The 26739-nt window shown below is 71.7% G+C and carries 24 protein-coding genes; 11 read left to right on the top strand and 13 right to left on the bottom strand.

Annotation, left to right across the window (positions count from 1 at the left end; translation table 11 throughout):
- Positions 1-58 precede the first annotated feature (58 nt).
- Positions 59-1621, top strand: a complete 1563-nt coding sequence (locus N912_RS48965) for a class I adenylate-forming enzyme family protein (protein WP_037062659.1) — start codon at positions 59-61, stop codon at positions 1619-1621.
- On the opposite strand, the gene N912_RS0102160 is transcribed toward N912_RS48965, so the two are convergent.
- Positions 1556-2497 (bottom strand): DMT family transporter, encoded by a 942-nt coding sequence (locus N912_RS0102160; RefSeq protein ID WP_028921125.1) that lies wholly within the window; start codon positions 2495-2497, stop codon positions 1556-1558. The genes N912_RS48965 and N912_RS0102160 overlap by 66 nt on opposite strands.
- A 152-nt stretch (positions 2498-2649) precedes the next feature.
- On the opposite strand from N912_RS0102160, the gene efp reads away from it, so the two are divergent.
- Positions 2650-3213 (top strand): elongation factor P, encoded by a 564-nt coding sequence (gene efp / locus N912_RS0102155; RefSeq protein ID WP_028921124.1) that lies wholly within the window; start codon positions 2650-2652, stop codon positions 3211-3213.
- A gap of 3 nt (positions 3214-3216) precedes the next feature.
- Here the strand turns inward: efp and N912_RS66385 are convergent, their stop codons facing one another.
- Positions 3217-4809: a right-handed parallel beta-helix repeat-containing protein gene (locus N912_RS66385; RefSeq protein WP_156993112.1), complete on the bottom strand. Its 1593-nt coding sequence runs from the start codon at positions 4807-4809 to the stop codon at positions 3217-3219.
- A gap of 328 nt (positions 4810-5137) precedes the next feature.
- Positions 5138-6328 (bottom strand): LLM class flavin-dependent oxidoreductase, encoded by a 1191-nt coding sequence (locus tag N912_RS0102140; RefSeq protein ID WP_028921122.1) that lies wholly within the window; start codon positions 6326-6328, stop codon positions 5138-5140.
- A gap of 163 nt (positions 6329-6491) precedes the next feature.
- On the opposite strand from N912_RS0102140, the gene N912_RS0102135 reads away from it, so the two are divergent.
- A complete protein-coding gene (locus tag N912_RS0102135; RefSeq protein WP_028921121.1) occupies positions 6492-7997 on the top strand; it encodes an MFS transporter in 1506 nt (501 codons plus the stop codon).
- A 3-nt stretch (positions 7998-8000) separates the two neighbouring features.
- On the opposite strand, the gene N912_RS0102130 is transcribed toward N912_RS0102135, so the two are convergent.
- Positions 8001-8711 carry a response regulator transcription factor gene (locus N912_RS0102130; RefSeq protein ID WP_156993110.1) on the bottom strand — a complete coding sequence of 237 codons (711 nt, stop codon included), beginning with the start codon at positions 8709-8711 and terminating at the stop codon, positions 8001-8003.
- A 546-nt stretch (positions 8712-9257) separates the two neighbouring features.
- Entirely contained in the window at positions 9258-11099 is a 1842-nt protein-coding gene (asnB, locus tag N912_RS0102120) for an asparagine synthase (glutamine-hydrolyzing) (RefSeq protein ID WP_028921119.1), read from the bottom strand.
- 169 nt (positions 11100-11268) lie between these two features.
- Here asnB and N912_RS0102115 point away from each other — a divergent pair, with 169 nt between their 5' ends.
- From N912_RS0102115 to N912_RS0102100, 4 genes are read left to right on the top strand one after another with little or no spacing between them, the layout of a single operon-like run.
- Positions 11269-12171 carry a carbohydrate ABC transporter permease gene (locus N912_RS0102115; protein ID WP_051579462.1) on the top strand — a complete coding sequence of 301 codons (903 nt, stop codon included), beginning with the start codon at positions 11269-11271 and terminating at the stop codon, positions 12169-12171.
- Entirely contained in the window at positions 12168-13010 is an 843-nt protein-coding gene (locus N912_RS0102110) for a carbohydrate ABC transporter permease (RefSeq protein WP_028921117.1), read from the top strand. Before N912_RS0102115 ends, N912_RS0102110 begins: the two co-directional genes overlap by 4 nt.
- Positions 13011-13037: 27 nt before the next feature.
- Complete coding sequence (locus N912_RS0102105; protein WP_028921116.1) at positions 13038-14432, top strand: ABC transporter substrate-binding protein; 1395 nt, start codon at positions 13038-13040, stop codon at positions 14430-14432.
- Positions 14433-14483: 51 nt separating this feature from the next.
- A complete protein-coding gene (locus N912_RS0102100; protein ID WP_028921115.1) occupies positions 14484-14774 on the top strand; it encodes a YggT family protein in 291 nt (96 codons plus the stop codon).
- Between the two features lie 10 nt (positions 14775-14784).
- On the opposite strand, the gene N912_RS0102095 is transcribed toward N912_RS0102100, so the two are convergent.
- The 7 genes from N912_RS0102095 to N912_RS0102065 form a co-directional block, all read right to left on the bottom strand.
- Positions 14785-15309, bottom strand: a complete 525-nt coding sequence (locus N912_RS0102095) for a hypothetical protein (protein WP_156993108.1) — start codon at positions 15307-15309, stop codon at positions 14785-14787.
- 176 nt (positions 15310-15485) lie between these two features.
- Positions 15486-17093: a DHA2 family efflux MFS transporter permease subunit gene (locus tag N912_RS48955; protein WP_064745134.1), complete on the bottom strand. Its 1608-nt coding sequence runs from the start codon at positions 17091-17093 to the stop codon at positions 15486-15488.
- 85 nt (positions 17094-17178) lie between these two features.
- Positions 17179-17397: a ferredoxin gene (locus tag N912_RS0102085; RefSeq protein ID WP_028921113.1), complete on the bottom strand. Its 219-nt coding sequence runs from the start codon at positions 17395-17397 to the stop codon at positions 17179-17181.
- Positions 17394-18851: an NADH-ubiquinone oxidoreductase-F iron-sulfur binding region domain-containing protein gene (locus N912_RS48950; protein ID WP_084210524.1), complete on the bottom strand. Its 1458-nt coding sequence runs from the start codon at positions 18849-18851 to the stop codon at positions 17394-17396. The genes N912_RS0102085 and N912_RS48950 overlap by 4 nt, the downstream gene beginning before the upstream one ends.
- 3 nt (positions 18852-18854) lie before the next feature.
- Positions 18855-19424, bottom strand: a complete 570-nt coding sequence (locus tag N912_RS0102075) for a ferric reductase-like transmembrane domain-containing protein (protein WP_028921112.1) — start codon at positions 19422-19424, stop codon at positions 18855-18857.
- A 3-nt stretch (positions 19425-19427) separates the two neighbouring features.
- The gene (locus N912_RS0102070; protein ID WP_084210523.1) at positions 19428-20372 is read right to left on the bottom strand and encodes an FAD:protein FMN transferase; all 945 of its coding nucleotides are present in this window, start codon (positions 20370-20372) and stop codon (positions 19428-19430) included.
- Positions 20369-20800 carry a hypothetical protein gene (locus tag N912_RS0102065; RefSeq protein WP_156993106.1) on the bottom strand — a complete coding sequence of 144 codons (432 nt, stop codon included), beginning with the start codon at positions 20798-20800 and terminating at the stop codon, positions 20369-20371. Before N912_RS0102065 ends, N912_RS0102070 begins: the two co-directional genes overlap by 4 nt.
- 503 nt (positions 20801-21303) lie before the next feature.
- Here N912_RS0102065 and N912_RS65490 point away from each other — a divergent pair.
- Positions 21304-22755, top strand: a complete 1452-nt coding sequence (locus N912_RS65490; protein ID WP_245645155.1) for a MinD/ParA family ATP-binding protein — start codon at positions 21304-21306, stop codon at positions 22753-22755.
- 3 nt (positions 22756-22758) lie between these two features.
- Here N912_RS65490 and N912_RS48940 read toward each other — a convergent pair whose 3' ends face one another.
- The gene (locus N912_RS48940) at positions 22759-23802 is read right to left on the bottom strand and encodes a GDSL-type esterase/lipase family protein (protein ID WP_037062657.1); all 1044 of its coding nucleotides are present in this window, start codon (positions 23800-23802) and stop codon (positions 22759-22761) included.
- A 231-nt stretch (positions 23803-24033) separates the two neighbouring features.
- Here N912_RS48940 and N912_RS0102050 point away from each other — a divergent pair, with 231 nt between their 5' ends.
- Genes N912_RS0102050 through N912_RS0102040 form a run of 3 tightly spaced genes read left to right on the top strand, consistent with a single transcriptional unit; the run spans position 24034 to position 26676 of the window.
- Positions 24034-24222: a PspC domain-containing protein gene (locus N912_RS0102050; protein WP_037062656.1), complete on the top strand. Its 189-nt coding sequence runs from the start codon at positions 24034-24036 to the stop codon at positions 24220-24222.
- A 56-nt stretch (positions 24223-24278) separates the two neighbouring features.
- Positions 24279-25907: an apolipoprotein N-acyltransferase gene (gene lnt / locus N912_RS0102045; protein ID WP_084210521.1), complete on the top strand. Its 1629-nt coding sequence runs from the start codon at positions 24279-24281 to the stop codon at positions 25905-25907.
- Complete coding sequence (locus tag N912_RS0102040) at positions 25900-26676, top strand: polyprenol monophosphomannose synthase (RefSeq protein ID WP_028921107.1); 777 nt, start codon at positions 25900-25902, stop codon at positions 26674-26676. The genes lnt and N912_RS0102040 overlap by 8 nt, the downstream gene beginning before the upstream one ends.
- Positions 26677-26739 lie beyond the last annotated feature (63 nt).

Genomic DNA, 26739 nt, shown 5'->3' with positions numbered 1-26739 from the left:
ATGGCACCTACACTTCGCCCTGGGCGCCGCGACGTGGCGCGGGCGGGGGAGGAACACGATGCCGACGACCTTCCCGGCGCTGCTGCGGGCCGCGGCCGCCGAGAACCCCGACCGGGTGTTCCTGCACTGCGCGTCCGAGCGCGCCGCCGAGGAGGCGGTGACCTTCGCCGAGCTGGAGCGGCGCGCCCGGCGGGTGGCGGCCGGGTTGCTGGCTCGCGGACTACGGCCGGGGGACCGGATCGCGGTGGCGGCGCCGAACAGCGCGGAGTGGCTGGAGCTGTTCTTCGGCGCGGTGAGCATCGGGGTCGTGGTGGTCACGCTGAACGTGCGCTACCGCGAGTCCGAGCTGGAGTACATGCTCAACCAGGCCGGGGCGCGGCTGCTGGTGACGGCGGCGGCCGCCGGGGACGTCGACCTGGAGGCGTTCTACCGGGCGTTCCGGCCGCGCATCCCGACGGTCGAGCACGTGCTGTTCACCGGCGGCACCGGCGCGGGGGAGCGCTACCGCGACCTGCCGGTGGATCCGCCCGACCCCGCCGACCTGGACCGGCGGGCCGAGGCGGTGCGGGCCAGCGACCCGGCGGTGATCCTCTACACCTCGGGCACCACCGGCACGCCCAAGGGCGCCGTGCTCACCCACGCCAGCATGATCGGCTCGGGCACGGCCCAGGCGCGCCGGATCGGCACCGGCCCGGACGACGTGTACTTCTCGGCGATGCCGCTGAACCACGTCGGCGGCCTGACCTGCGGTGTCACCAGCGCGCTGGTCGGGCGCTCCACGCTGGTGCTGGCGCCGGCGTTCTCCCCGGCCGGGGCGCTGGACGCCATGGAACGCCACCGGGTGACGATGTTCGGCGGGGTGCCGACGATGCTCACGCTGGTCCTCGGGCACGAGTCGTTCCCGGACCGGGACACGCGGTCGGTGCGGCTGGCCATGGTCGGCGGCGCGAACGCCGACCCGACGCTGTGCGCCGCGATCGCGAAGGGCTTCCCGAACGCCCGGCTGTTCAACCTCTACGGCCTCTCCGAGGTGTCCGGCGCGTGCGTGATGTCCGCGCCCGACGACGACCTGACCACCGTGTCCCGGACCCTGGGCACCCCGCTGGACGGCGTGCGCGCCCGCGTCGTCGACCCCGACGGCCACGACGTCACCGAGGGAGAGCTGCTGGTCCAGGGGCCGGGCACCGCCGCCGGCTACTGGGAACTGCCCGACGCCAGCGCCGAGGTGTTCCTCCCGGACGGCTGGGTCGCCACCGGCGACATCGTCAGCGCCGACCCCGACGGCCACCTCAGCATCCGAGGCCGCCGCAAGGAGATGTTCATCCAGGGCGGCTACAACGTCTATCCCGTCGAGGTGGAGAACGTCCTCACCGCCCACCCCGCGGTGGCCATGGCCGCCGGCATCGGCGTCCCGGACCCCGTGCTCGGCGAGATCGGCCGCTACTACCTGCAGCTCCGGCCCGGCCAGAGCGTCGGCCCCGACGAGCTGATCGCGTTCTGTGCCGCCCGGCTGGCCGACTACAAGGTGCCCCGGCAGATCGAGCTGGTCGACGAGCTACCGACCACGCCGTCCGGCAAGGTCGCCAAGGCGGCGCTGCGCGACCGGCTGGCGACCGGCTGACCGCCGCGACGACCCGACGCCGACCAGGCACACCACCCCGCCCACCACCGCCAGCACCGGCGGCAGCTCGCCGAGCAGCAGCGCGGACATTCCGATGGTCAGCGGCGGCGCCAGGTACGTGCTCACCCCCAGCCGGCCGGCGTTCATCCGGGCCAGCGCGTAGGCCCAGGTGCTGAACGCCAGCGCGGTCGGCACCAGCCCCAGGTACACCAGCCCCCAGGTGGCCGGTCCCGGCGCGGCGACCAGCTGCCCGGCCAGCGCCGGCCCGAACGGCAGGCACGCCACCGCGCCGATCGCGCACGCCAGCCAGGTCACCTGCAACGCGGGCAGCCGGCGCAGCACCGGCTTCTGGGCCAGCACCCCCGTCGCATAGGTCACCGCCGCGACCAGGCACAACAGCACGCCGACCAGGTCCGCGCCGGCCACCGGCCCGCTGGCGGTGGAGAACCCGATCAGCACCGCGCCCGCGAAGGCGACCGCCGCGCCGATCAGCAGCCAGCGCGGGAACCCCTCGCCGAGCAGCACCCCGGCCATCAGCGCGATCAGGATCGGGCCGACGTTGACCAGCATCGCCGTTGTCCCGGCGTCCACCCGCTGCTCGGCGGCGTTGAGCGCCACGTTGTACACCGCGAACCAGGCCAGCCCGCACAGCGCCACCAGCAGCCACTCCCGCCGGGTCGGACGCACCCACGCCCGGCGGGCCAGCATCAGCGCGCCCAGCCCGACGGTCCCGACCAGCAGCCGGCCCAGCGCCAGCGGCCCCGGGTCGTAGCTGTGCCCCACCCACCGAATGGCCACGAACGCCGAGGCCCACGCCAGCACGGTGAACCCGACCGCGAGCAGGGGAGCGAGGGCAACGCGCGGGGCGTCAGTCATGTGCCGCACGCTAAGCGGGCAATCGTTCGGCCGGTACCGAATTGCCGTGAAGCACCGGCGGGGAGAAGCACGTCAGGCGCCTGGCCTACCATGGAATGAACGTCCGCGCCCGGCGTCGGCGCACCATGACAGCTTTTTGGGAGATCGCGCACATGCCGCAAATCAGCACGGCCGACTTCAAGGGTGGCATCAGCCTGGACCTGCCCGACGGCCTGTTCAACGTCGTGCAGTTCCAGCACGTGAAGCCGGGCAAGGGCGGGGCGTTCGTGCGCACCAAGCTCAAGAACGTGCGCAGCGGCGCCGTGCTCGACCGCACCTTCCGGGCCGGCGAGCGCGTCGAGCAGGCCATCATCGAGACCCGCGAGCTGCAGTTCCTCTACAACGACGGCGACTCGTTCGTGTTCATGGACCAGGAGACGTTCGAGCAGCTGGAGGTCCCCCGCGAGGTGCTCGGGGACGTCCCGGACTACCTGCTCCCGGAGATGACCCCGGCGCTGCGGTTCTACGGCACGGAGATCGTCGGCGTGGAGCTGCCGGCGTCCGTCGAGCTCACCGTGTCCGAGGTCGAGCCGGCGGTCCAGGGCAACCGGGTGTCCAACGCGACCAAGCCGGCCACCATGGAGACCGGCAAGGTCGTGAAGGTGCCGCTGTTCGTCAACGCCGGCGACAAGATCAAGGTCGACACCCGCAGCGGGGACTACATCACCCGGGTCTGAGCGTCAGGGCGCGCCGCCGACCTGCGGGCCTTCGTATCCGGTCTTCGACGAGGTGTCCATGCCCACCTCGAACCCGATCCCCTGGGCGATCCGGTTGCCGTTCACCTTCGCGCCGGTCGACTTGTTGTCGAAGGCGAACGCCTTCTTGTTGCCCCCGGTGATCTCGTTCAACGTGACGGTCACGTTCTTCACGTCGTCGATCATGACCGCCTGGGAGGCGTGCGAGTCGCAGAAGTTGTTGGTGAAGATGATGTCCGAGCTCTCGCCCTTGCCGCTGCCGTCCCCGGCGCTGCTGTTCGGACCCTCGGCGATCAGGCACTGATTGTCGATCTTCTCGCAGCGGTTGCTGTGGATCAGTACCCCCTTGCTGGCCGGCGTGCTGGTGGCGAAGGTCTGCATGCAGTCGGCGTGCGCGCCGCCCAGGTTGCGGACGTCGCTGACGGTGTTGTGCAGGATCTTCAGGTTGGTGCCGAAGAACCGGATGCCGTCCCCGTCGGCGCCCCTCGGCGCGGTGACCGTGTTGTTCAACAGCGTGATCCCGTTGCCGGTCATCTCGATGCCGGGCGCGCTGGGGTCGGTGACGTTGAAGCCGCGCACGATCACGTGGTCGGCCTTGATGTTGATGCCCTTGATGGTGCCCTGGCCGTCACCGACGACCTGGATCGGGGCGGCCTCGGTGCCCGACTTGGTCACCTTGAGCCGCTCGCCGGATGAACCCTGCAGGCAGATCCGGTCTCCCGGGACGGCCGCGTCGACGGCGGCCTGCAGGCCCGCGCCGTCCACCACCTTGCCGCACTCGACCTGCGCGGGCGCCGGCCGTACCGCCCCCGCCCCGCACAGCTCCACGCCCGCCGCCGCCTCCGGCAGGCCCAGCGCGCCCAGCACCCCGCCGACGGCCCCGCCCAGGCCCCAGGACTCCGCGCAGTAGGCCGAGGTCGCCGGCGTGGCGGGCGCTGTCGGCGCGGTGGGCACGGTGGGCGCGGCGGGTGGCGGGACGGACGGCACACCCGGCACGGCGGCCGGCGGGTTCGGGACCACCGAGGGCACCGGGGCAGGGACCGCCGCCGGCGGCACGGCCGGAACGGCGGAGGGGGCCACCGGCGGAGCCGGGATCGCGGACGGCGCCTCCGGGGCGACGGACGGGGCCGCCGGAACCGGCGAAGGAACGGCCGGGACCGCGGACGGAGCCGCCGGCACCACCGACGGCGCCGCCGGAACAGCCGGAACCGCCGAGGGCGCGGCCGGGGCCGGCGAGGGGACGGCCGGGACAACGGGGGCGCTGGGCACCGTCGAGTAGGGCGGCACGGCCGGCACCTGGCTCGGGGGCGTGTCGATCACGCCCAGCCCGGGCACCGCGGATGGACGGGGTGGCGGCGTGGGTCGGGTCGGCGGCGCGGGGTCGGACGGCTGGCCGGGCGCCGGTTCCGCCGGCACCGTGGCCGCCGAGGCCAGTCGAACACCGGCGGCGGTTGGCGAGACGGCGGCGGCGACCGTGACCCCGACCGCCAGGAGGACGCCCAACAGGGACGGGCGCAGCCTCCGGACGGGGTGGCCCTCACCGGGTGAGGACGTCCGCGCGCCCCGCCGTAACGCCATGCCGCTCTCCTTCCGCTCCGTAACCGCCGGCGGGCACCCCGACACCCGACAACGGTCACGCGCTCATCTCCAGTCACGGCGCCGGCCTACGCGGAGAGTCACCCTCCATTCCCCCTGACGTCACACTGGCTACCCAGTGTGGTTGTTGATCACGCAGGTCGACGACGCGCGGTGAGCGTATGTCCCTCCTGTCACAAGACTCGGGACATTCACCACACAGAGTGGTGTCGGCTGGCGAGATCATCCCCGCCATGTCACGCTCCGGGGTTCCAGCTCGCGACTCCAGAGCGTGACGAGCCTTACGGTGGGTAGCGACGTCCGAGCGTGATCAGCTCGGGGACGGCCGGCCGGCGGACTCCTTCTGCTCGGCGTAGTACTTGTCCGACCACGCCTGGATGGCCGCGCCGTTCTTGGCGTCCAGCTCCCCGTGCCGCCCGCGCGCCCACCGCTCCGCCCCGAGCAGCCGCCGCTGCGACGGCTGGAACGCCGGCATCACGTGCCGGGCGAACAGCTCGTAGTGCCGCTGGGTGGCCTCCCAGTTGGCCCAGTCGTGCTGCATCATCATGTAGCAGCCGAACCCGCCGTTGGACTGCTCGACCAGCCGCTGGATCTGGGCGATCGCCTCGTCCGGGGTGCCGATGACCCCCAGCCCGGTCTCGTTGATCCAGGCCACCCGTTCCTCGAAGGTCTCGCCCTCGGCGCGGAACGTCGGCAGCGCCAGGGTGCGCTGGGTGTAGTCGCAGAACTGGTCGAAGCCGTAGCGCACGTCCTCGACGGCCTGCTTCTTGGTCTCCGCGATGTGCATCGGGCCGACCAGCCGCCAGCTCGACCGGTCGGGGGTCCGTCCGTGCTTGGCGGCCTCGGCCTCCACCACGTTCCAGTGGTGGGCCAGCACGTCGAAGCCCTCCCGGGTGGTGGCGCCCAGCGACAGCAGGCCCAGCCCGTGGGTGCCGGCCAGGATCGGGCCGGCGGGGGAGATGGTGGCGGCCACCGCGACCTCGAAGCACGGGTCGGTGTGCGGCGCGAGCTGGGTCCGCGCGTCCACCAGGCGGTACCTGTCGCTCTGGTGGCTGACCCGCTCGTCGGACCCGAGCAGCCGCAGCAGCACCTCCAGGTCCTCGGCGAGGGCCGGGCGCAGCTGGGCCGGCTCCAGGCCGATCATCTCCGCGTCGGTCGGCAGCGATCCCGGGCCGACCCCGAGCATGAACCGCCCGCGCAACAGGTGGTCCACCAGGATCGCCTGGTCCGCGACCCACAGCGGGTTGTGGTACGGCAGCGAGACCACACCGGTGCCCAGCTTGATGTGCCGGGTGAGGGCGCCGGCGTGCGCGATGAACGTCATCGGATCCGCGATGATCTCGGTGCCGGCCGAGTGATGCTCGCCGATCCAGGCCTCGTCGTAGCCCAGCCTGTCCATCAGCTGCAGCGTCTCGAGATCGCGCTGCAACGACGTGGTGGCGTTCTGGGTGGGCGGGCTGTTGAACGGTGGCATGAAAATCCCGAACCGGAGCTTGTTCACGTGCTCTCCTCAGTCATCCTCGACGTGGGTCGCGGGCCCAAGGTACGGCCGGCCGGGGGCACCTGCTTGACAGGAATTTGCGGTGCGTTCACTCTCTGTCCCGGTAGTGATCGCGCGGGTGGGCGCGCGGTCGGGGCTACCAGGACAAACGACGGAGGTCGTCATGTCGGCAGATGCCACTGACCCAGGTTCCGCGATCCGAAGCCTCATCCCCGCTCGAATAGACAGGTTGCCCTGGTCCTCGTTCCACACCCGGCTGGTCGCGGCGCTCGGGGTCGCCTGGGTGTTGGACGGCTTGGAGATCACGGTGGCCAGCGCGGTGGCGGGCCTGCTGACAAAGCCGGAGACCCTCAACCTCTCTCCGGTCGCGGTCGGGGCGACAGCCTCGGTATACCTTCTCGGCGAGGTCGTCGGCGCACTGTTCTTCGGTCATATGTCAGACCGGCTGGGCCGACGGAACCTGTTCATCATCACGCTTGCGGTCTACCTGGTCGGCAGCGGCCTGACGGCACTCACCCTCAGCAACGGCCCGATCTCGATCACCTGGCTGTTCCTCACCAGATTTATCGCGGGCATGGGCATCGGCGGAGAGTATGCCGCCATCAACTCGGCGGTCGACGAGCTCATCCCGGCTCGATACCGCGGCCGGGTTGACCTGCTCGTCAACGGGACCTACTGGCTGGGCGCCCTGTTCGGGACCCTGGGCTCCTTCGTACTGCTGAACGAGATCGAGCCGAGCCTGGCGTGGCGCCTGGCCTTCCTCCTCGGCCCCGTGATCGGAATCGTGATCATCTTCGTTCGCCGGAACCTTCCGGAGAGCCCGAGATGGCAGATCATGAACGGCAAGGAACACGAAGCCGAAGCGTCCATCGCCCTCATCGAGCGAGAGGTGGAACGCACCGGGAAAACATTGCCACAGGTTGACGAAAGCAAGACACTCGAACTCAAGCCGGCAGAGAAGATCGGCTATCTGGAGTTGACCAAGGTCCTCTTCAAAGAGTATCCGACGCGCTCCGTCCTCGGCGCTTCACTTATGATCACCCAGTCGTTTCTGTACAATGCGATCTTCTTCACATACACGATCGTACTGGGCAAGTTCTACGGCGTGGACGAACGCGACGCCGGGATCTACCTCATCGCCTTCTGTATTGGAAACTTCCTCGGCCCGCTCGTGCTCGGCCCGCTGTTCGACACGGTCGGCAGAAAGAAGATGATCTCGGGTACCTACATTCTCTCCGGCGTACTCCTGGCGATCAGCGCCGTCCTGTTCAACGCGGGCGCGCTCACCGCCATGACTCAGACATTGGCCTGGTGCGTCATCTTCTTCTTCGCCTCGGCCGGCGCCAGCGCTGGATACCTCACCGTGAGCGAGCTGTTCCCGCTGGAGGTCCGGGCGAAGGCAATCGCGGTGTTCTTCTGCATCGCACAATGCTTCGGCGCGCTGGGTCCGGTGATCTATGGTGCGATGATCGGTGACGGCTCGAACCCGTTCAACATGTTCATCGGTTTCCTTCTCGCCTCGGTCGTCATGATTATTGGTGGCGTTGTGGCGATCCTGTTCGGAGTGAACGCCGAGGGCAAGTCGCTCGAAGACCTCGCTCCACCATTTGCCGTCATCGGGCGTCCAGGTTCCGCACGAGCTGAGGGAACCGCCAGTCCGACGACCTGATTCCTAGACGAGGGTCCGGCCTTCGGCGTGCATCAAACCTTCCGACATGCGCGCCGGAGGCTCGTCTAGGTCTAGAATGCCCCGCCGCACGGCCTCCGCGATTGCTTCGCTTCGGTTTCTCGCGCCGAGCTTCAGGTAGGTCTTCGTGAGCTGGCGGTGAAGGCTACGCTCAGAGAACCCCATTCTCCGGGCGATCATCGAAATGGTGCGCCCTTGAGCCAGGCTTCGAACCAGCCGAACTTCCTCGTCGCTCAAACCGTACGCGGTGGACCCGCCTCCGGAAAGAACGGACATCACTTCTCGAGGAACCGTCGAATCACCATGCAGCACGGCGGCGATCGCCGTGATCAGACGATCGCCCGACACGTCCGCCGGAAGCACCGCCGTTGCCCCGAGACGGAGCATGGCCACGCACTTCGAACATGAGGGCGACTCAACCAAGGTCAAAATTCTCGCTTCGGCGCTGGACTCTCTTATGCGAGCGACCGTCTCGGTGTCTTGCTGCGAATGCATCGATATCACGGTCAGGCACGGCTTGCGTTCGACGACCCACCCCGATACGTCACCGGCTGGCGTGGCGGCGCGGTACCCGGCCGCTGTGATCAGTTGGATCAACCCGGCACGGAAGATATGAACCGAGTCCACGACGCCGACCAGCGGGTTGACAGGGGGCTGCGGGCCGTTCGTCGGCTGGTCCCGCAGTATCGGAGCCACCCTGCTGAGCCTAGCCACCCGCCGCCCGCCAGGTGGCGGATTCGCGAAACCACCTTGGCGAAGATCTGCCAGCGAACGGCGGTGCTCCGCCGGCCGCCACGGCACACACTACCCGGCCGATGGCATGAACCCACGCCGCCGAGTCCCAGAGTATGGGTACCAAACACGGCAGGCATGACGACGAGACGGAGCGATCAGCATGAACAGTTGGCTGCGTGGGGTCACGGGGGCGGTACTGACATTTACGCTACTCTTCTTCGGAGCCGTCTACGCCGGCCCCGCATTTGCATCAAGACTTCCAGACGAAACCCTTCCAGCGGGATCTCACTGTGACCGAGAAGCCTTCAAAGGCCCGAACATGTTCGTCACATACTCCTACGTCCGTGAATACCAGAACGGCGGTCGGTCCTATCAGGAATACCAGGGGAAGTCCGTCTTCCCCAATCCGCAGTTCGGTGGCGAGCCGAACGTGGACACGTGGCGGGCTACCGTCAGGTGTGACTGACCGACCGGGCCGCGGCCTCAGCGATCCCGGCATCCGAGCGGTCAGCCCAGGCGCAGGGTGGGGCGGTAGATATCGAGCCAGGTGTGCAGGTCGAGCGCGCGCTCCAGGCCGTTGCGGACCTCGGTCGGCATCCGGGCCGGGTCGCGTTCGGCCGCCTCGTCCAGCCAGCGGCGGTTGACCAGCTCGAACATCGGCGAGTCGGTGGGGAGCAGCTCCTTGGCGAGCTGTTGCAGCGCGGCGGCGTAGTGCGGGTCCTGGGTGGAGGGGTACGGGCTCTTCACCCGCTCGACCACCGACCGGGGCAGCACGTCGCCGGCGGCCGCGCGCAGCAGGCTCTTCTCCCTGCCGTCGAAGGTCTTGAGCGCCCACGGGGTGTTGTAGACGTACTCCACCAGGCGGTGGTCGCAGAACGGCACCCGGACCTCCAGGCCGACGGCCATGCTCATCCGGTCCTTGCGGTCCAGCAGCATGCGCACGAACCGGGTCAGGTGCAGGTGGCAGACCACCCGCATGCGGCGCTCGTGCTCGCTCTCCGCGCCGGTCGGCTCCACCTCGGCGACGGCCTCGGCGTACCGGGCGCGCAGGTAGCCGGGCAGGTCGAGGGCGGCGGTCAGCTCGGGGGTGAGCAGGTCGGCGGCCTGGCTGTGCGGGCCGGTCATCCGGGAGGCGATCCAGGGGAACATGTCGGCGCGCTGCACCTCGGGCTGGTGGAACCACCGGTAGCCGCCGAACACCTCGTCGGCGGACTCGCCGGACAGTGCCACCGTGGAGTGGCCACGGATCGCGGCGAACAGCAGGTACAGCGACGCGTCCATGTCGCCGAGGCCGGCGGGCAGGTCGCGCGCGGTGATCACCTTGCGGCGGACGTCCGGGTCGGCGAGCGCGGCGTGGTCGAGCACGATGTCCCGGTGGACCGAGCCGACGTGCTCGGCCACGTCGTGCACGTACGGCGCGTCCGGGGTGGGGCGCATGTCGTCGGGGCGGAAGTTCTCGGTCTGGCCCACGAAGTCCACCGCGAAGCTGCGCACCCGCTCGTCCACCTCGCCGAGCTGGCGGGCGGCCAGCGCGGTGATCGCGCTGGAGTCCAGGCCGCCGGAGAGCAGCACGCAGCGTGGCACGTCCGCGACCAGCTGGCGGCGCACGATGTCGTCGAGCAGCTCGCGCACCCGCGCGACGGTGGTGCGCTCGTCGTCGGTGTGCTCGGCGGCGCGCAGTGACCAGTAGGTCCGCTCCCGCCAGCCGCCGCGGTCCAGACTGACCACCGTGCCCGGGACTACCTCGCGCATCCCCGCCCAGACCGCCGCGCCCGGGGTCTTGACGAACCCGAACAGCTCGCGCAGCCCGTCCAGGTCCACCGCGGCGGTGGCCAGCGGGTTGGCCAGGATCGCCTTGGGCTCGGAGCCGAACAGCACGCCGTCGGCGGTGGGGTAGTAGTAGAAGGGCTTGATGCCCATCCGGTCGCGGATCATCACCAGCCGCTCGGTGCGGGCGTCCCAGACCGCGAACGCGTACATGCCGTTGAGCCGCTCGGCGACCGCGTCGCCCCACTCCAGGTAGCCGTGCAGGACCACCTCGGTGTCGCTGTCGGTGTCGAACCGATGGCCCCGGCGGCGCAGCTCGTCGCGCAGCTCCAGGTAGTTGTAGGCCTCGCCGCTGTACACGATGGCCACCGGGCCGTCGTCGGTGCGCACCGACATCGGCTGCGCACCGCCCTCGATGTCGATCACCGCGAGCCGGCGGTGGCCCAATGCCACGTGCCGGTCCAGCCAGCGGCCGCCGGCGTCCGGGCCTCGGCAGGCCATGGTCTCGACCATCGCGTCGACCACCGGCACCTGCTCACGCGGGTCGCCGTCGAACGAAACCCAACCGGTAATGCCGCACATGCTCGAACCTCCCCGACGTGGCGTGATCGACCTACTTACATTCTTAGCCTATGCAACTAACACATGCGTCTCAAACTTCTCAGCTCGGGCTCAGCGAGGGTTTGTCGTTCATCTGGCATCGGGACGGATTTCTCCCGCTTGCGCAGCGCGGGGGATAGTCTCTGCGCCCATGGCGACCCGCATCCGGTCGCCGCGCACCCGCGGCGCCGACCTCGGTTGGGGTGCCGGCTTCCTGTTGCCCGCGCTCGCGGGCGTGGCGTTGTTCGTGATCTTCCCGCTGTTCCAGGCGATGTTCCTGGCCACCAGGGGGACGGACGTGCGGGGCAACCCGACCCGGGACGTCGGGCTGGAGAACTTCCGCCAGCTGCTCACCCCGGAGTTCGGGCAGGTGCTGCTGAACACGCTGGTCTTCACGCTGATCGTGGTGGTCGGCGGGCTGGTGGTGCCGATGGCGCTGGCCGTCCCGCTGGCCCAGCGGCTGCCGGGGATGAAGGCGTTCCGGACGCTGTTCTCGCTGCCGTTCGCCTACTCCGCGTCCACCGCCAGCGTGATCTGGCTGCTCATGGTCAGCCCCGCGCTGTCGCCGATCAACTGGCTGCTCGGGCTGGTGGGCGTGGTCGCGCCGGACTGGACCACCAGCTCGGGCTGGGCGATGCTCACCGTCGCCTGGATCACGCTGTGGATGGTGTCCGGGTTCAACCTGCTGGTGCTCGCCGCCGCGCTGGCCGGGGTGGACGAGGAGGTGCTGGAGGCGTCCAAGCTGGACGGCGCCACCGGCTGGCGAGGACTGCTGAACGTGGTGCTGCCGATGATCTCGCCCAGCGTCTTCTTCGTGGTCGTGACCACCACGCTGTCCGCGCTGCAGGCGCTGGGCCAGGTGCAGGTCACCACCAACGGCGGCCCGAACGGCGCGACCAGCACGCTGGTGTTCTCCATCTACGAGCGCGCGTTCGCGAACGCCAACAGCCTCTACGGGCCGGCCTGCGCGCGAGGGCTGGTGCTGCTGCTGGTCGGGGTGCTGCTCGCGGTGCTGCAGTTCGGCGTGCTGGAGCGAAGGGTGCACTACCGGTGAGCCGGGTGACGCGGCCGAGCGCGGCGCGGGCGAGCCTGACCTACCTGTGGCTGGTGCTGGCGGCGGTGGTGTTGCTGTTCCCGGTGCTGCTCACGGTGGTCGGGGGGTTCGTGGAGCCGGCCGCGCTGATCCGCCAGCCGCCCGGCCTGTTCGGCGGGGACTACACGCTGGCCTCGCACCTGCACGCCTGGCAACAGCGGGTGGTGCCGCTGCTGCCGGCGTTCTTCAACTCGCTGTTCGTCGCGGTCGTGATCATGCTCGCGCACCTGGTCACGTCGTGCCTGGCGGCGTACGCGCTGGTGTTCCTGCGCACCCCGCTGCGCACGCCGGTCTTCTGGCTGTTCCTGGCCACGATCATGATCCCGTACGAGGCGATCGTGGTGCCCAACGCGCTGTTCGTGCGCGCGCTCGGGCTCGGGGACAGCCGGGTCGCGCTGGTGCTTCCGTTCCTGGCCAACGGCTTCGGGGTGTTCCTGATGCGCCAGGCGTTCCGGCAGTTCCCCGTCGAGCTGCACCAGGCCGCCCAGCTGGACGGCTGCGGGCACGGGCGGTTCCTGGCCCGGATCGTGCTGCCCACGGTGCGCCCCTCGGTGACCGCGCTGGCGGTCTGGTCGTTCCTGCAGGGCTGGAACATGTACTTCTGGCCGCTGATCATCTCGTCCACGGACAACTCGCTGAACACGCTGCAGACGGCGGTGTTCGCGCTGAAGAACAGTGAGCAGTCCGCCCCTGACCTGCAGCTGGCCGGCATCACGATCACGTTGCTGCCGACGCTGCTGCTCGTCGTGTTCGGCCAGCGCTGGCTGGTCAGAGGGTTCACGGCCGGTGCCGTGAAATAGCGCGGTGAGATAGGAGAGGGGAACGGCATGCGGAGGACTCGGGTCGGCCGCTGGTGCGCGGCGGTGCTGATGACGGTCACCCTGGCCGGGTGCGCGGCGGCCACCGGCGGTGGGTCCGGCGGCTCGGCCGCGGCACCGGTGGAGGCGCCGGGCGCGGACGCGCTGGCGAACGCGGGCCCGGTGGAGCTGACGCTGTGGCACGCCATGTCCGGGGCCAACGGCGACGTGCTGCTCAAGCTGGTCAACGAGTTCAACGCCCAGCACCAGGGCAAGATCAAGGCGAACCTGGCCTTCAAGGGGCAGTACGACGACGCGATGTCGGCGTACAAGACGGCGCTCAAGGGCGGCGGGCTGCCGGACGTGGTGCAGATCTACGACATCGGCACCCGATTCATGATCGACTCCGGGTCGGTCGTGCCGATCCAGTCGTTCGTGGACAAGGACCGGCACGACGTGTCCGACCTGCAGCCGAACATCACCGGCTACTACACGGTGGACAAGAAGCTCTACTCCATGCCGTTCAACACCTCGATGCCGCTGCTCTACATCAACAAGGACGCGTTCGCCCGCGCCGGGCTGGACCCGAACGCCCCGCCGAAGACCCTCGCCGAGATCCGCGCGGCGGCGGAGAAGATCAAGAACACCCCGGGCTCCGGCGTCCAGTACGGCTTCGGGGCCAGCGTGTACGGCTGGTTCTTCGAGCAGTGGATGGCGAGCTCCGGGCAGCACCTGTGCGACGCCGACAACGGCCGCTCCGGCCGGGCCAACGCGGTCAACCTGGCCACCGAGGAGAACGTCGAGCTGCTCACCTGGTGGCAGAAGATGGTCAACGACGGGCTCGCGCTCAAGCTGGACAGCAACACCGACAACGGCGACAACGCGTTCAGCTCGGCCACCGTGGCCATCTCGCTGGAGTCCACCGGCCAGCTCGGCAGCTTCGTCAGGTCCGCCAAGTTCCCCATCGGCACCGGGTTCTTCCCGAAGGTGCGCGCCGGCGACACCGGCGGGCCGATCATCGGCGGCGCCTCGCTGTGGGTGGTCGGCCAGGGCAAGGACGCCGCGCACCTGCGGGCCTCCTGGGAGCTGGTGAAGTTCCTGGCCAGCAAGCCCACGCAGGTCACCTGGCACACCGGCACCGGCTACTTCCCGATCAGCAGGGGCGCGCTGGACGACCCGGCCGACCAGCAGTGGGTCACCCAGCGCCCGCAGTTCACCACCGCGATCAACCAGCTGCGCGCCACCGCGCTGACCCCGGCCACCCAGGGCTGCTCGGTGGGCGTCATGCCGCAGGTCCGCAAGGACGTGGAGAACGCGCTGCAGGCGGCCGTGCTGCAGAACCAGGACCCGAAGGCCGCGCTCACCGACGCGCAGAACGCGGCGAACGGGCAGATCGCCGAGTACAACAAGTCGCTCGGCGGGTGACGTGCCCGGGGGCCACGAGCGGCGGGGCCGTGCTCGCGGCAATATAGAGGGATGGGTCTCGGGATTCAGTTCGCCATCTACTACGTGTTGTTCTTCTTCTGGCTGGCGTTGGTGACGCGGCTGGTTGTGGAGGTGCTCAAGAGCTTCGCCCGCTCCTGGCGCGGGCCGAACTCGGCCATCGGCGCCGGCACGCTGGAGATCGCGTTCGTGGTCACCGACCCGCCGATCAAGCTGCTGCGCCGGCTGATCCCGCCGGTGCGGATGGGCGCGGTGAGCCTGGACCTGTCCATCACCGTGCTGTTCTTCGTGGTGTTCATCGCGATGGTGAGCGTCAAGCCCTGACCGGGCCGGCTCACTCGGCGCGGTGGCGCCCCACGTAGTCGTCCATCCCCGAGTACCCACCGGCGGCGTAGCTGTCGAAGGCCTGCCGCGCCATCGGGCCGCCGAACTGACCGGCGAACCGCCGGGCCATGTCGGTGCCGAACTTGTTGCCGATGCTCTTCGCGACCCGGGTCCGAGCCCGGGAGTTGTCGAGGACGTCGTCGGCGTCCCTCACCACCCGCTTGACCGGCTTCTTCGTGGTCACGCGCTTGACCACCCGCTGCACCGGCTCGGCCACCGGGACCTTCACGGTGCCCTTCTTCAGCGGCGAGGTCGCCAGGCCGACCAGGTCGCGGGCGCTCAGCACCGCGCCCGGACCGGGGCGGGCGGCCGGGGACGGCGCCACGGGGTTGGCTGGGACCACGTCGACGGAGGGCGGGGCGGCGGGTGCGGCGGCCTCGGGGAGCCGAGGCGCGGGCGTGCTCGGGTGCGGGGACAGCGCCTGGGGCGCGCCGGACGTCCGCGGCATTGGGGCCTGCGCGACCTGCAGGCTCACGGCACTGACGGTGCCCACTGAGCCCAGGACCAGAACAGAACTGGCGAGCGCGATCCTGGTGGGAATCGGGTGCATCACGGTTCCTCCGTCAGGGCGTGGTCAGATCCTGCTGTCTGGATCATCGCGCTCCGTGGCCGATCCGTTATCGGAATAACCCGATCGTGGTAACGAGACCGTCACGCCCGGCTACCGACCGGCCCGGGCCGCGCCGGCCGGGGCTCCTTGGACTCCTCGGGTTGCGCGGCCGGGGACTGCGCCCGGCCGGCCAGCGCCTTGGCCAGCTCCGAGCGCAGGAACAGCGCCCCGATCACGCCGAGCGCGCTGATCGCGGCCGTGATCAGGAACAGGTCGTCCATCGCGGCCACGAACACCCGCAGCCGGGTCTGCTGGAACATCGCGTACAGCCCGGCCGTGGGCGGGGCACCGGGGGCGCCGACGGTCGGTGGGGTCACGGTGGTGGGGACCAGCGCGGACCGGTCGGCCAGCTGCTGGGCCTGCTGCCGGGTGAGGACCGCGGTCAGGACGGCCAGCCCGAGCGCCGCGACGCAGCGCTGCACCACGTTGTTGAACGCGCTCGCCCGGCTGACCAGCCGCTGCGGGACGGCGGCCATGCCGCCCGTCATGATCGGCATCATGGCCAGCCCCATCCCCACCGCGCGGAACGCCAGCAGCCACATGATGTGCTCGCGCGACGCGTCCAGGGTCAGGTCGTGCAGCAGGTAGGTGCCCACCGCCACGATGCCCAGCCCGATCATGGCCGGCCAGCGCGGCCCGATCAGGTCGTAGAGCCGGCCGGCGATCGGCATCATCACGCCCATCACCAGCGCCTGGGGGAGCAGCAGCAGCCCGGTCTCGAACGCGCCCAGGTTTTGACCCTGCTGCAGCAGCAGCGGGATGTAGAACAGCACGGCGAACAGCGCGACCGACATCAGGCCGATCAGCACCAGCGAGTTGGTGAACTGCCAGTAGCGGAACATCCGGACGTCGAGCAGCGGCTGGTCGACCTCCAGCTCGATCACCACGAACAGCGCGAGGCTGAGCGCGCTGTAGGTGAGCAGCATCAGCACCCGGTAGGAGTTCCACCCCCAGTCCTGGCCCTCGGACAGCGCCAGCAGCAGCGCGAACAGCCCGCTGGAGATGGTGACGAAGCCCCAGACGTCCAGGCGCCCGCCTCGGCCGTCCCCGATCTTGGGGAGTACCAGGGCGGCGGCGATCGCCCCGAGGACCCCGATCGGGACGTTGATGAAGAAGATCAGCCGCCAGTCCACGTACTCGACCAGGTAGCCGCCCAGGGTCGGGCCGACCGCCGGGGCGAACACCACGCCCAGCCCATACATCCCCATCGCGGTGCCGATCTTCTCCCTCGGCACGATCAGGTACACCATCGACATGGTGACCACCGGCACGATGCCGCCGGGGATGGCCTGGACGATCCGGAACGCGACCAGGCTGTCCAGGCTCCACGCCACACCGCACAGCGCGGAGCCGGCGGCGAAGCCGAGCACGGACAGCGTGTAGACCCTGCGCATCCCGAACCGGTCGCCGAGCCAGCCGCTGAGCGGGACCACCACGCCCAGCGCCAGGGTGTACGCGGTGGCCACCCACTGCACGTCGTCGGTGGTGGTGCCGAAGTCCTTCTGGATGGTCGGGATCGCCACGTTGACGATGCTCACGTCCAGGATGGACATGAACATGCCCGCGATGAGCACCGCCAGGGGCAGCCCCCAGCGGACCGGCTGCGCCTCGGTGCCGCCGGCGTCGGGGCCCGGCCGGACGCCCGCCATGGCGGGAGTGTAATTCAGCTCACAGGCGCGAACCGAGGCTCGCGACGGTATTGGTGTCGTCGTTGCGCCGTTCGGCCCAGCGGCGTTAGTCCTCTTTGCGCAGCCGCAGCGCGAGCGTCGGGCAGGCCGCCGCCGCCCGGCGGGCGTGGGCCATCAGGTCGCGGGGGATCGCCTTCTCCGCGAGCAGCGGATAGCCCCACTCGTCCAGGCTGACCAGCTCGGGGAGCAGCTCCTGGCACAGGCCGTGGGCTCGGCAGCCGATCGGGTCCACCCGCAGGTGGGTCGGCTTGCGGGTCGCCTTCATCGCCAGCCTCCCGCCGGGCTGGCCAGCGCGCGCAGCACCGGGAACGCCGTCAGGTCGGGGCGGCCGCAGGGCCGGCGGTGCAGGTGCTCGGCGATGTCGTCGGTGAAGACCCGCAGCGTGCTGGCGGCGAGGCGGACCGCGCCGTCCGGATGCGCGCACGCGCCTCGCCCCGGGATGATCCCGAGCCGGCGGCGCAGCCGGTCCGGGATGTCCGCGTCGGCGGTGCCGGCGGCGAGCGCCTCCAGGTCCTCGGCCAGCGCCGGGAGGCCGAACATGCAGGGGCCGCACTGGCCGGCCGACTCCTCCGCGAGGTAGCGCAGGATCGTCGCGGTGACCGTGAGCCCGCAGGCGTCCAGCGGCAGGGCCAGCAGGGAGGCCACGCCGAGCCCGGCCCCGGCGGCGGCGTAGTCGAAGTGCGCCAGCGACATGTTCCCGGCCGCCGGCAGCCAGTTGCCGCCAAGGCCGCCGAGCAGCAACGCCTGGATCGGGCCGGTGGTGCCGCCGGCCAGCCGCAGCAGGTGGCCGGCGCTGACGCCCATGTCGACCTCGTAAACCCCGGGGCGGACGACCGCGCCGTCCAGCGTCACCAGCGTGGTGCCGGGGGAGTCCTCGGTGCCTCGGGCGCGGAACCAGTCGGCGCCGTTGCGGGCGAGCAGCGCCAGGTGCGCCAGCGTCTCCACGTTGTCCACCAGCGTCGGGCGGCCCTGCACGCCGCGCTCGGCGGGCAGCGGCGGCACGCTGGTCGGGCGGGCGTCGCCGGTGGTCAGGAAGTTGACCACCGCGGAGGCCTCGCTGGCGACGTAGCGGCGCGGCACGGTCACCAGGTGCACGTCGGCCGGGTCGTCGGGCCGCGCCGCGATGGCCGCCTCCAGGGACTCGACCAGCGGGCTGTCCCGGTGCACGCACAGGATGGCCTGGTCGGCGCCCACGGCGTGCGCTGCCAGCGCGAGCCCGTCGAGCACCAGGTGCGGGGCGCAGTGCAGCAGCAGCCGGTCCTTGCCGCTGGTCGGATCGCCCTCGCAGCCGTTGGCGACCACCACGGGGCGCCGGCGGGGCGTGGTGGCGGACACGACGGTGGCCATCTTGCGCGCGGTGGGGAACCCGGCGCCGCCCCGGCCGCGCAGCCCGGCCTCACCGACCAGCTCGACCAGCCGCCGCGCGCCGCGCCGACCGGCGAACTCCGCGCGCGGTGGCTCGCCGTACCGGCGCCGGTGCTCGTCCAGGTCGGCGGGGCGGCCGGTCTCCAACCAGCCGGCCAGCAGCCTCGGCTGGTCGGGCTCCGCCGCCCACGGCACCGCCTCGACGGGCTGCTCGGGCGGGCGCACCACCGGCAGCGGCCCCGAGGAGGCCAGCGGCTGGCGCGGGATCGGAATCGGCCCGGTCACGCCCTGGTCGGGCACGCTCTCGGGCGCCTCGGGAAAAGTGGCGGTGGGAACCGCCGAGTGACGGCCCATCGGTCATCGCCCTCCTACGGTAGCCGCTCGCCGGGCCTCGCTGTCCGGATGGCTGGCCGACCGCAGCCGCCACACCACCGCGACGAGCACCACCAGCGCGCAGGTCACGTTCAGGCTGATCACCCAGCTCAGCTTGCTGTCCTTGCCGCCGATGACCAGCCCGTGCACGACCGCGAGCGGCCAGACGAGGTAGCCGGCCCAGTGCACGGTGCGCCAGAGCCGGTGGCTGAGCCGGGTGCGCAGCAGGCTGGTGCCGATCAGCGCGAGCATCAGGTCCAGCGCGACGGCGCCGAGGCCCAGCCAGAACGGGTGGTACGACGAGACGAACGGCACCACGGCGTCCACCCAGCGGATCCCGGCGTACGGATCGATGATCGCGCTGGACGCGTGCACGGCCAGGAACAGCACGGTCATCAGGGAGATGTTGCGGTGCAGCCCGGACAGCGCGAACCGGGGCCACCGCACGCTGGCCACCCGGTTCGAGCCCACGATCCCGAGCACCAGGCTCATGGTCAGCAGCACCAGCGCGACCAGGCCCGTCGCCCGGCTGGCGAACCACAGGGTCTGCCCCATCGGTCAGTCCCCCCACTCGCTGGCCGGCCAGCCCGGCGTGCACACCACCCGCCCGTCCGGGCCGACCAACCGGGCGGGCAGGCCGCGCTCAGTCAGCCATCCGGGCGCGTCGGCGCCGAGCACTATCGCGGCGGTGCTCGCGACGTTGGCGTCCACGCAGCTGGCGGCGGCCACCGTGACGGTGCGCCAGGTCGGGGGCGGGTTCTGCCCGGTGCGCGGGTCCACGATGTGGTGGCGCAGCCGGCCGGCCCGGCGCCAGGCGCGGGCCACCGTGCTCGAGGTGGCCATCCCGCCGCCGTGCACGGCGACCACCTGCTCGGGGCTGTCCATCGCGTCGCGGTGGTCGTCGGCCACCGCGATCCGCCAGCCGTCCTCCGGGGACACACCGGCGGTGCCGAGGTCGCCGCCGAGATCCACGAGCACCCCGCAACCGGTCACCTCGGCGGCCCGTGCGGCCGCCCGGTCGGCGGCCAGCGCCTTGGCGGTGGCGCCCAGGTCCAGCGCGACACCGCGGGGCAGCAGCACCTCGCGGCGCGCCGGGTCCCAGTGCAGCCGCCACCATCCGGGCGCCGGTCTCGCCGGTCCGTCCGGCGACGGGGAGTCGAGCGTGCCGGGCCCGCGGAAGTCGGCGTCGTACCCGAGCTCGCGCACCGCCGCGCCGACCGTCGGGTCCACCAGGCCGTCGGTGAGCTCGGCGGCGCGCAGCGCGACGTCCAGCGCCTGCCCCAACAGCGGGCCGACGGTCGCCGCCGCGCCGGCGCCCCGGTGCAGCTCACTGATCTCCGAGTCGGCCCGGAACCTGCTGCACGCCCGGTCGATCTCGGCGATCTCCGCGCGCAGCACCTCGGCCGCGGTGGACAGCCGGTCGGGGTCGGTCACCAGCAACAGCGCCGAGGTGCCCAGCGCCGCCATCTCGTGCCGCCCGACGGGTGCGAGCCCGACGCTCATGAGGCTCCCGTTGGTGCCTGCCCGGTGCTCTTCCCGGCGTTGCGCGGGGCGCGCTCCGCCGGCTTGAGCTGTTGTGACTGCTGGGGCTGTTGCTTCTGTTGGGTCGCGGCGGGGGCCTTGGCGGCGGGCGGGGGCGCGGCGGGCGCCTCGGCACGGGGGCGGGGCACGACGGGGGTCGGAGTCGGTTGGGGCGCGGGCGGCTGCTTCGGGAGCGCGGCCTGGTCCACCACGCGGTCGACGGGGGTCACGGTGGCGTTGACCGGCTCGCTGGGCGCCGCATCGGCGGCGGGTACCTGCCCCGCGGCCAGGATCGCGCCGAACGTGGCGGCCAGCGCGGTCGCCCCGGCGGCACTGCCGGCCGTCACGAGGGCGACGCGCTGCCGCCCCCGCTCGCGCCGGCGTCGCAGGCTGCGAAGGGGTTGTCTCATCTCGAGTTCGGCTCCTCGGTTCGGGGGATCGCCGGTTCGTTTCGGGTGTGCCGGTCCGGCGCGTCGTTGCCCGGCCGGTTGGGCTCGCGCTGTCCGCTGGGGATCGGACAGGGGGGAGCACGAGCCGTGCGGGTGGAGCGGAACCGAATGTAGGCAGCGGCGCGGGCCCGTGCGGCGAACATGAGAGGCCAGGTTGCGGACGATCGGCGACAGGTGCTCAAGTCGCGTCGACGAACGCGGCGTTGCTCCTGACGCCACGCGGACTACGCCATTCGGCGCCCTTGCGGACTCAGGTTCGGTTGCTGGAGCATGGGTGGCACGCTCAGCGGACGGTTTGCCGCGCCGATCAGGCAGGCGCAGGCGCACATGAGTACCGTCCCGTACGGGTGACTTATTAGTCTGGGCGGGTCGGCACGAGGTTCGTGAGTGTCGAGCATGGATCGTGGGAGTTGGATATGGGGGAGATGGCTGTGCGTCAGTGCGCCTTGCCGGGGTGCGAGGTGATGATCGAGCAGGTGCCGGGGAAGCCGGCCCGCAAGTACTGCAGCGCGGCGCACCGCGCGGCGGGACGGCGACTGCGCAGCAGCCAGGACGAGGGTCAGGACGACGGCCTCGGGTACAACTCCGAGCCCCGCCGGGGTGAGGGGCAGGCGTCCCGGGTGAGCGTCGGCGCCTCGGCGCGCCAGGTGGCCGACGGTGGCACGGCGCAACGACACGCGGAGCCCGAGTCCCGGCCACAGTCCCGCCCGCAGCCTCGTCCGCAGCCACAGCCCCGTCCGCAGCCACAGCCCCGTCCGCAGCCGCAGCCCAGGCCACAGCCGAGGCCCGGTCCGCCGCCGGAACGGCCGGCCCCGCCGCCGCCCGCCCGTCCGCAACCGCCGCGTGCGCAGCCCCAGCCGCCGCGCGAGCAGCCTCGCCAGCCCGAGTACGACGGCCCCGAGTACGGCGGCCCCGAGTACGGCGGCCCCGAGTACGGCGGCTACGCCCAACCGCCCGAGCCGGCGCCGACCGCCTGGGCCGCCCCGGCGATGCCCATGCGGGCGGCCAGCGCCGCCGACCTCACCGAGGACTCGATCGTCCGGCCGCGCGCCGAACGGCCCACGATGGGCTGGCGGCACGCCGTGTACACGGTCTCCGGCGGCAAGGTCAACCCCGGCGTGAGCGAGTCGGAGGCGGCGCGCAACGTGCTGCTGCGCCGCATCCGCCGGCACCTGCCGGGTGCGCACCAGATCGCGGTCAGCTCGCTCAAGGGCGGCGTCGGCAAGACCACCGTCTCGGCGGTGCTCGGGCTGACCCTGGCCGAGCACCGGGGCGACCGTGTCGTCGCCGTGGACGCGAACCCGGACGCCGGCACGCTGGCCGACCGGTTGACCGGTGAGATCGGTGTGACCGTCCGGCAGATGCTGGACAACATCGACACGATCGACTCGCTGACGTCGGTGTCGCACTACACCAGCCTGGCCGGGCGGCTGCAGGTGCTCGCGTCGGAGCAGGACCCGGCGATGAGCGAGGCGTTCAACCGCGACGAGTACGAGCAGATCTGCGCGGTGCTGGCCCGGTTCTACAACATCATCATCACCGACTCGGGCACCGGCCTGGTCCACTCGGCCATGGAGGGCACCCTGGCGCTGGCCGACTCGCTGGTCGTGGTGGGCGCGCCGACGGTGGACGGCGCGTCACGGGCGTCGAAGACGCTGGACTGGCTGGTCGCGCACGGCTACGCCGAGCAGGTCGCCGACGCCGTGGTCGTCCTGTGCTGTGACCGGGTCAGCCCGGAGATCGACCGCGAGCGGGTACGCGCCCACTTCCTGGGCCGTTCCCGCGCGGTGGTGGAGATCCCCTACGACCCGCACCTGGCCACCGGCGGCCGCCTCGACCTCGGCGCCATGCGCGAGCCCACCAGGTACGCCTTCCTGGAGCTGGGCGCGCTGATCGCCGACGAGTTCTCGGCCTGACCCTCAGCGGCCGGCCCGCGCCGGCTCGGCCTGGTTGGCCACCGCGTGCAACCGGCCGTCCTTGCCGGCCAGGCAGCGCGCCTTGGTCGCGGTGCCCCTGACGAACTCGGCCAGGCAGCCGGCCACCTGGCCGTGCCCGGCCGCATTCAGGTGGAACGACTCCTGGGCGAGGTGGGACAGGCCGCCCGCCCCACCCTGCACCAGCGCCTCCGGGTTGACGGCCAGCCGGCGCTGCCACTCCGGGCCGGCGCTGGTGCACGCCTCGCGCCCCTCGGCGGCCCGGGACAGGTCTAGGAACCGGGCGCCGGACTGCTCGGCGGCGCCGGCTAGCGCCGCCGAGAGCTGGGGGACCGCGACGGTACGCCCCCAGCGGGCGTCCTCGACGCGGATCGGGCAGCTCAGCCCGTGCGCCGGCACCATCGACTCGGTGACCGGCGACGGGTAGGACGCCAGCACCAGCGTGTAGTCCTGGTCGCGGTACCCGGCCTGGCGCATCGCGGCGCGCACGTCGCCGAGCGCCTTCTCCACCTTGGGCGCCATCGCCGCCAGCCGACCGCGCCACTGGTCGCCCAGCTCGCCGGAGCACCCGGGCAGCGCCCGGTTCAGGTACGCCGCCACGCACCGCACCACCGCCGGGCCGAACCCGGGGTCGTCGTTCACCCCGAGCTGGGCGACCACCGCGGTGACCCGGTGCGCGCGCGCCACCTCGACCAGGCGCTGCGCCTGGGAGCGCTCGGTGTAGCGGCGCGCGGAGCCGAACCCGACGTGCGCCGACGCCGCGCCGGAACAGGCCAGGTTGACCGAGGTGCTGGCCAGGCCGGTGCGCCGGACGTAGGCCTGCGAGGAGCGGTGACACCAGTCGCCCCGCTCGCCCCGGGTGCCCGGCTCGTAGTCGCCGGCGCCCTCACCGGACGCTGAGCTGTCGCCGAGCGCCACGATCGCCGTCTGCTTCCCGGCCGGCACGATGGCGCCCGCCGTGCCCGGCACCGCCACCCCGAGCAGAACCGCCGACACGATGACCAGGAACCTGCCGACGCCTCGGGCCACGAGATCACCGTAACCAGTGATCGGCAGGGGGAGAACTGGCTGATCGTGTGGGCACGCGCCACGCACGGCCGTACCCGCCCGCACCGATCGTGATCTCGTTGCGCCGAAGGGGTGGGGTCGGGGTGACCCCGAGCCGGAAAATCGGGGACGTCACGGAGTTCAACCATGCCCGAGGGTGGGCATCCTGGAGGCACGACGGCGCCCGAGACGCCGTGCGCGAAGGAGGATCCGGTGAGCTCGACGCTGACCCGCCCCCGGGAGGGGGCCATCATCGCTGGTGTGTGCGCCGGCCTGGCCGAACGGTTCGGCATGAGCCCGTTCGTGGTCCGGGTGCTGTTCCTGCTGTCCTGCCTGCTGCCGGGGCCGCAGTTCGTGATCTACCTGGTGCTCTGGGTGATCATGCCCAAGCGCGCCTACTGAGCCGTCCAGCCTGGCCCGGGCCGGTGAACCGGGTGAGCCGACACTAAGCTGACCCGGTGACGTCGACCCCGGCCACGGCGCAGGCTCCGGCGCGCTCGGAGCCGCCCGGTCGCCGGCCGAGATGGCCGCGCCCGGCCTCGGTGGCCCGGCTGCTCGCCGCCCCGGCCGGCGGCGTACTGCTCTACCTCGCCTGTGCCCCCCGGACCCTGTGGTGGCTGGCGCCGATCGGGTTCGCCCTGCTCGCGGCCGCGCTGCGGGGCCGGCGGGGGCGCGCCGGCTTCGGGCTCGGGCTGTTGTTCGGGCTCGGCTACTTCGTACCGCTGCTGCCCTGGATCGGCATCTACGTGGGCCCGGTCCCGTGGCTGGCGCTGGCCGCCCTGGAGGCGCTGTTCCTCGCGGTGGGGGCCACGGCGATCGCCATCGCCTCCCGGCTGGCCTGGGCTCCGGTGTGGTCGGCCGCGCTCTGGGTGGCCACCGAGGCGGCCAGCTCGCGGTTCCCGTTCGGCGGCTTCCCGTGGGGGAAGGTGGCGTACTCCCAGGCCGACGGCCCGTTCGCCCGGCTGGCCGCCGTCGGCGGCACCCCGCTGGTGTCCTTCGCGGTGGTGCTCACCGGCTTCGGGCTGGCCGCGCTGGCGCGGGCGGTGCTCACCTCGCGGTGGCGGGTGCCGGCGGCCGCGTGCGCGGTGCTGCCGGTGGTGGTCGCGATGGCCGTCCCGGCCGCGCTGACCGGGGCCTTTGCGTCGGGCGCGCCGTCGCCGGAGCGGACGGTCACGGCGGCCGCGATCCAGGGCAGCGTGCCCCGGCTCGGGCTCGACTTCAACGCCCAGCGCCGCGCCGTGCTGGACAACCACGTGCGCCGCACCATGCAGCTCGCCGACGACGTCGCGGCCGGCCGCGCACCCCGCCCCGAGGTGGTGATCTGGCCGGAGAACTCCTCGGACATCGACCCGCTGCGCAACGCCGACGCGTTCGCTCGGATCAGCGCCGCCTCGGCCAGGATGGGCGTGCCGATCCTGGTGGGAGCCGTGCTGGTGCTCCCGGACGGTCGGCACACCGCGAACTCGGCGCTGGTCTGGGAGCCCGGGGTGGGGCCTACCCAGCGCAACGACAAGCGCCGGGTCCAGCCGTTCGGCGAGTACCTGCCGTGGCGTGGCTTCTTCCGGCTGTTCTCCTCCTACGCCGACCGGGCCGGCTTCTTCGTGCCGGGCGAGGGACCGGGCGTGGTCCAGCTCGCCGGCATCCCGGTCGGGGTGGCCATCTGCTGGGAGGTCGCCTTCGACGACCTGGTGAACGACAGCGTCCGCAACGGGGCGCAGCTGCTCACCGTGCCCACGAACAACGCCACGTTCGGCCGCTCGGAGATGACCTACCAGCAGCTCGCGATGTCCCGGCTGCGGGCCGTCGAGCACGACAGGGCGGTACTGGTCGCGGCCACCAGCGGGGTGAGTGCGATCATTGCTCCGGACGGCGCAGTGCTCTCCCGCTCCGAGCTGTTCAGCCCGGCGGCGCTGGTCGAGCGCGTCCCGCTGCGTACGACGGTCACCGTGGCCACCCGCCTCGGCGCCGTCCCGGAGTGGGTGCTCGCGGCGGCGGGAGTTGTCGCGTTCGGTGTCGCGCTGCGTCGCCGGCGCGCCGGTTCGACCCAGACGGCACGAGACGAGACCCGAGAGGACCAGGATGGCTGACCGGCAGGCTGAGAGCGACGGCGGTTCGTTGCTGGTGGTCATCCCCACCTACAACGAGCGGGACAACCTGCCGCCGATCGTCCGCCGGGTGCACGCCGCGACGCCGGACGCGCACGTGCTGGTGGTCGACGACGCCAGCCCGGACGGCACCGGCGAGCTGGCCGACGAGATGGCCGGCGCCGACCCCCGGGTCCAGGTGCTCCACCGGGAGGGCAAGGGCGGCCTCGGCGCGGCCTACCTGGCGGGCTTCGGGTGGGCGCTGCGCAACGGCTACCGCACGATCGTCCAGATGGACGCGGACGGCTCGCACCCGCCGGAGAGCCTGCCGGCCATGGTGGACGAGCTCACCGACGCCGACCTGGTGATCGGGTCGCGCTACGTCCCCGGCGGCACCGTGGTGAACTGGCCCAAGCGCCGGGAGCTGCTGTCCCGGGGCGGCAACCTCTACTCCCGGCTGGCGCTGCGGGTCCCGATCCGGGACATCACCGCCGGATACCGGGTGTTCCGCTACGACGTGCTCTCCGAGCTGGACCTCGACGACGTCGACTCGCAGGGCTACTGCTTCCAGATCGACATGGCCTGGCGCACGGTGCAGGCCGGCTTCCGGGTCAGCGAGGTGCCGATCACCTTCACCGAGCGCGAGCACGGCTACTCCAAGATGAGCGGCTTCATCGTCCGCGAGGCGCTGTGGCGGGTCACCCGCTGGGGCCTGCGCAGCCGCCTCGGCTCCGGCGACGAAGGCCGCCCCCGGGACGCCGTCTCCGCCTGAAACCCCGCCGAAAACGCAGTGTCGGCCTGACCCCATCGGGGATCAGGCCGACACCACGGCCGC

It is taken from the genome of Actinospineispora acaciae DSM 45401, from assembly GCF_000620785.1.
In the GTDB taxonomy this organism is placed as follows: Bacteria; Actinomycetota; Actinomycetes; order Mycobacteriales; family Pseudonocardiaceae; genus Pseudonocardia; species Pseudonocardia acaciae.
The sequence above is the reverse complement of the archived record's forward strand: the minus strand, read 5'-3'. Positions and strand labels throughout refer to the sequence as shown.

Excerpts from the sequence above, each read along its gene's own strand:
- N912_RS48965 (WP_037062659.1), top strand. The coding sequence starts at position 59 with ATGCCGACGACCTTCCCGGCGCTGCTGCGGGCCGCGGCCGCCGAGAAC.
- N912_RS0102160 (WP_028921125.1), bottom strand. The coding sequence starts at position 2,497 with ATGACTGACGCCCCGCGCGTTGCCCTCGCTCCCCTGCTCGCGGTCGGG.
- efp (WP_028921124.1), top strand. The coding sequence starts at position 2,650 with ATGCCGCAAATCAGCACGGCCGACTTCAAGGGTGGCATCAGCCTGGAC.
- N912_RS66385 (WP_156993112.1), bottom strand. The coding sequence starts at position 4,809 with ATGGCGTTACGGCGGGGCGCGCGGACGTCCTCACCCGGTGAGGGCCAC.
- N912_RS0102135 (WP_028921121.1), top strand. The coding sequence starts at position 6,492 with ATGTCGGCAGATGCCACTGACCCAGGTTCCGCGATCCGAAGCCTCATC.
- asnB (WP_028921119.1), bottom strand. The coding sequence starts at position 11,099 with ATGTGCGGCATTACCGGTTGGGTTTCGTTCGACGGCGACCCGCGTGAG.
- N912_RS0102115 (WP_051579462.1), top strand. The coding sequence starts at position 11,269 with ATGGCGACCCGCATCCGGTCGCCGCGCACCCGCGGCGCCGACCTCGGT.
- N912_RS0102105 (WP_028921116.1), top strand. The coding sequence starts at position 13,038 with ATGCGGAGGACTCGGGTCGGCCGCTGGTGCGCGGCGGTGCTGATGACG.
- N912_RS0102100 (WP_028921115.1), top strand. The coding sequence starts at position 14,484 with ATGGGTCTCGGGATTCAGTTCGCCATCTACTACGTGTTGTTCTTCTTC.
- N912_RS48955 (WP_064745134.1), bottom strand. The coding sequence starts at position 17,093 with ATGGCGGGCGTCCGGCCGGGCCCCGACGCCGGCGGCACCGAGGCGCAG.
- N912_RS0102085 (WP_028921113.1), bottom strand. The coding sequence starts at position 17,397 with ATGAAGGCGACCCGCAAGCCGACCCACCTGCGGGTGGACCCGATCGGC.
- N912_RS48950 (WP_084210524.1), bottom strand. The coding sequence starts at position 18,851 with ATGGGCCGTCACTCGGCGGTTCCCACCGCCACTTTTCCCGAGGCGCCC.
- N912_RS0102075 (WP_028921112.1), bottom strand. The coding sequence starts at position 19,424 with ATGGGGCAGACCCTGTGGTTCGCCAGCCGGGCGACGGGCCTGGTCGCG.
- N912_RS0102070 (WP_084210523.1), bottom strand. The coding sequence starts at position 20,372 with ATGAGCGTCGGGCTCGCACCCGTCGGGCGGCACGAGATGGCGGCGCTG.
- N912_RS0102065 (WP_156993106.1), bottom strand. The coding sequence starts at position 20,800 with ATGAGACAACCCCTTCGCAGCCTGCGACGCCGGCGCGAGCGGGGGCGG.
- N912_RS65490 (WP_245645155.1), top strand. The coding sequence starts at position 21,304 with ATGATCGAGCAGGTGCCGGGGAAGCCGGCCCGCAAGTACTGCAGCGCG.
- N912_RS0102040 (WP_028921107.1), top strand. The coding sequence starts at position 25,900 with ATGGCTGACCGGCAGGCTGAGAGCGACGGCGGTTCGTTGCTGGTGGTC.